A 3,996-nucleotide genomic window follows, 5' to 3' on the forward strand; every position below is an offset into this window, starting at 1 on the left:
ATGTGTTGCATTATTAAATATACAACTTTTCTTCCTTTTATTAAAATAATTTAACTATTTTTGAAAGAACTAAACGGAAGTTTTTTCACAGACTGCCGTTATCGGCAACCTTTGGACGACCGTGCAAACTCAAACTGAAAGACAAAAATTAAACATATGGACTTTACAAAACTCAACGAACTAAGAAAAGAAAATTTGATTTTGAGAAAACTAACGGAGAATGACCGACAGTTTATTTCTGAAATGTTCAACGACAGTTCTGTTCGTAAATACTACATTGTGCCTAAGGAGGCGAGACAAGATTATAGAAACCTTGTTAATTATTGGCTGCATGACTTTGAACAAGGGTCTGGTTTTGCTTGGATTATTATTGAAAAAGGAAATGGAATATTTTCCAAAGATAAGGCTTGTGGTTTTTTTGCTTTTGAATTTAGAGACAGTTTACACAAAGCAAGAATCAGTTACGCTTTAAAACCTGAACATAGAAAGAAGGGAATAATTTCTAAAACCGCAGAGCTTGTAATTGATTCACTGAAATCTCTTGGAGTAAAGACCGTTGAGGCTGACATTGATAAAGATAATCTGACATCAGAAAATGTAATTGTAAAACTTGGCTTCACAACAAATAAAAGTCAAGCACTTGTTGACCCTGAAATGATGAGAGAAGGTGAAATTCGTTTCCGACATCTATGGAAAAAGGATTTAACGTTAAAATCAGTGAACGAAAATCAAACTAAAACAGGAAGGTTTGGATTAAACGCTTCGCAAACAGAGTTAGTTAATGCAATAAATAAAATTACAGAAACAATTAAAGCTAATGGTCAACACCCTAAGTTGATTGCTAAATATTTTTATTTATTGGGTCGAATAAAATTTAATGAGAAAAATTACAAAGAATCCTCAGAGGCATTTGGACAATGTAACATGGTGATTATGCAAGAAAACCTTCCTGAGAATCATGAAACGTTTTACTGGTTCGCAAAAATGAGAGAATTAGACGGAAAGAAAGAAGACGCTAAAATGTATTATGGTTTTGCTCTTGAAAAATTTTCAGGTGATACTGACTTGATTACTAGAGCGGAAATACAAAATGCAATTAATCAGTTATAAAATAGTCGACAATTAATAAATAGAGTTGAGCAATAGTCAAAAGGGATGCCAATAACAACAAAAAACATAGAAAGAAAATGGATTGATAACTTCAAAAAATCCCAGCTTGTTGACAAGGCAACGGGAACTTTTCACAGTAATTATGCCCACCAATTATTTTATGGAAAGGAGGACGAAAGCTATCCCTCAGATTTTCCTTATGACTTTTCACATTTTTATAATTCATGCAATGAAACAGACCGTGACACAGCAATTGAAAATCTAAGTGAATATTTAAGTTTCATTGGAATAAAAATTAGAAAAGAAGCTATCAATAGACACCTTGAAAAATATCCTGATGACTTTACTAAACTGACAAAAAAGTGCTATTACATCTTCAAGACACTTGCACATTACGGAACAGACCTAAACGTAGAGAATCCTTATCATGACAATAACGGAGACCTATTTTTCCTTTTGCGTATAGAATCAGAAGAAAGTATTCACGGAGGACAACTAAATTTATTTGAAGATTTAGAATTGCCAGACCTTTATAAAAAAATCACAAACCTACCTGATGGATATGAGAACGATAAAACTATAAAATATCTCTTTGACAAAATTGAAAATACTAATGATAGTTTCTTTATTACAGGAAAAGCAGGAACAGGTAAGTCTACTTTCGTTCATTACTTTGCTCAAAAAACAAAGAAGAAAGTTTTAATGACTGCATTTACTGGTATTGCTGCTATCAATGTTGGAGGGCAAACAATACATTCGTTTTTTCGATTCCCATTAAAACCATTAATGCCAGAAGATGATGAAATAACAATTTTTAGAGACTTTACACAAAAATATAAAATCATTCAAAAAATTGATACCATCGTAATAGATGAGGTTTCAATGTTACGTTCCGACATTCTGGAAGCAATTGACTTTTCGCTTCGTAAAAATGGAGGCGACCCAAATAAGAAATTTGGCGGTAAACAATTACTTTTCATTGGAGATATATTTCAATTACCACCCGTAGTTGATTCAACTGATGAAGTTGAAAAATTTCTCTTTGAAGAAATTTACGATAGCGAATATTTTTTTGATTCACATTCATACAAAGAAGTTAGTCCAACATACTTTGAGTTCAAAAAATCTCATCGTCAAAAAGACGATTTACCATTCGTGGAATTATTAGATGCAGTAAGAATTTGCCAAGCAACTGAAACTACAATTTCAAAACTTAATGAAAGATACAATCCAAATTACACTCCAAAACTTGATGAGTTTGTAATTAATCTCACTGCAACAAATGCAATCGCCAATGCAGAGAACACTAAAAAACTTTTAGAGTTGACATACACCAAATTCAATTTTGAAGCTGAAATTACAGGAGAATTTAAGGAGGACAAGTATCCAACGGGAAAAACTTTAGAGTTGAAAAAAAATGCACAAGTAATTTTTATTAAGAATGATGGTGCAGGCGGCAGGTGGGTAAACGGAACAATTGCTAAAGTTGATTTCATTTCAAGCGACTTGATTGAAGTTAGATTACAAAACGGCACAACCTACAAGTTGGAAAAAGTTACTTGGGAGAACAGGAAATACAAATACGATAAAGACAAAAAGAAAATAGTTTCAGAAGTAATCGGAACATTTACTCAATTCCCAATAAAATTAGCTTGGGCAATTACAATTCATAAAAGTCAAGGTTTGACATTTGACAATGTAATGATTGACCTTGGCACAGGTGCTTTTGTGAATGGACAAATTTATACGGCATTGAGTAGATGCAGAACACTAAATGGAATTACTCTGAAAAGGAGATTACGCAAAGAAGATATTATCGCAGACAAACGCATCATTAACTTTCATGAAACTGAACAAATTATTGATTCAATAAATCAAAGCGACAATGAAAGCAATAGACGGACGACATAGAGCGACAAGAAAGGCAGCCGATAACAGCACCTACAAGAAATTGGCGGTTCAGTGGTTAAATGAAGCTTTGTTCTTCGTATCAAGTTTTGTGATGGCAGACAGTTTAGTGCTTCGAAATCGCCAACTTCTTGTAGCTGCAAAACGTTAGCACCAAGCGTATGACGACAGAACGACAAATAAAACTCGGACGACAAACAGCATTAATTTCATTCTTGCTCGGGACAGTTATTTTTGGACTTTACTTCCTGACCTCTTCATTTGAATTACTTTTTGTTGGCTATGGCTTTATAGCATTGACAGGACTAATAAATGTTGGAATTTTAATCTCAATTTTATTAAAAGCTAATAAGGACAAAGACAATAGAACAAAGCTTTTGACAACTTGCGGACTAATGTTGCTGAACATTCCAATTATGCTTTTTTATTGTTGGGTTGCAATTATTCTTCTTGGCACAATGAGAATAACCTTTACAAACTCAACGCAGACAACTTTGACTGACATAAATATTGATGGTTGTGGCGGTGGACACATTGACAAATTGGAAGTTGGAGAAAGTAAAACTGTTTGGGTTGATATAACAGGTGACTGCTCAATAGACATTAACTACTTATCAAATGGGCAACGAAATGGAGAAACAGTTGCAGGATATGTTACTTCAAGTATGGGACAGAAAGTAAATCATAAAATTGACGGTAAAGACAAGGATATATTTTGACAAGTATTGAACAAATATTAATGGTGGACAGAACGCCAGGTGCTAACAGCCGTTTCAAGCAATTGCGGAGATTTTTCTAGCCGGAGATTTCATTTTCACGAATAAAGATTATCTTGGTGGAAAATCCTCAGTTCGCTAAGATCCGCAACTGCGTGAAGCGGCGGGACGTCAGGCTGTGAAAAAACCTCGATTTTTCACAATTTCTCTCTAAAGACACTCTTGTAAACTTCAATATCTTCACTCTGCTACACACTATTTT

3 protein-coding genes are annotated in these 3,996 nt (G+C 33.8%); all 3 read left to right on the forward strand.

The features are described from left to right. The first annotated feature begins 156 nt into the window (after positions 1 to 156). The 3 genes from RCH19_RS14585 (at position 157) to RCH19_RS14595 (ending at position 3,737) form a co-directional block, all read left to right on the forward strand. On the forward strand, positions 157 to 1,110 hold the full coding sequence (locus RCH19_RS14585) for a GNAT family N-acetyltransferase (RefSeq protein WP_343023842.1): 954 nt from the start codon (positions 157 to 159) through the stop codon (positions 1,108 to 1,110). 45 nt (positions 1,111 to 1,155) lie between these two features. After that, on the forward strand, positions 1,156 to 3,021 hold the full coding sequence (locus tag RCH19_RS14590; protein ID WP_343023843.1) for an AAA family ATPase: 1,866 nt from the start codon (positions 1,156 to 1,158) through the stop codon (positions 3,019 to 3,021). Positions 3,022 to 3,179: 158 nt separating this feature from the next. Further along, positions 3,180 to 3,737 carry a hypothetical protein gene (locus RCH19_RS14595; RefSeq protein WP_343023844.1) on the forward strand — a complete coding sequence of 186 codons (558 nt, stop codon included), beginning with the start codon at positions 3,180 to 3,182 and terminating at the stop codon, positions 3,735 to 3,737. The last annotated feature ends 259 nt before the right edge of the window (positions 3,738 to 3,996 follow it).

Source organism: Flavobacterium sp. PL12 (assembly GCF_039123485.1).
GTDB lineage: Bacteria > Bacteroidota > Bacteroidia > Flavobacteriales > Flavobacteriaceae > Flavobacterium > Flavobacterium weaverense.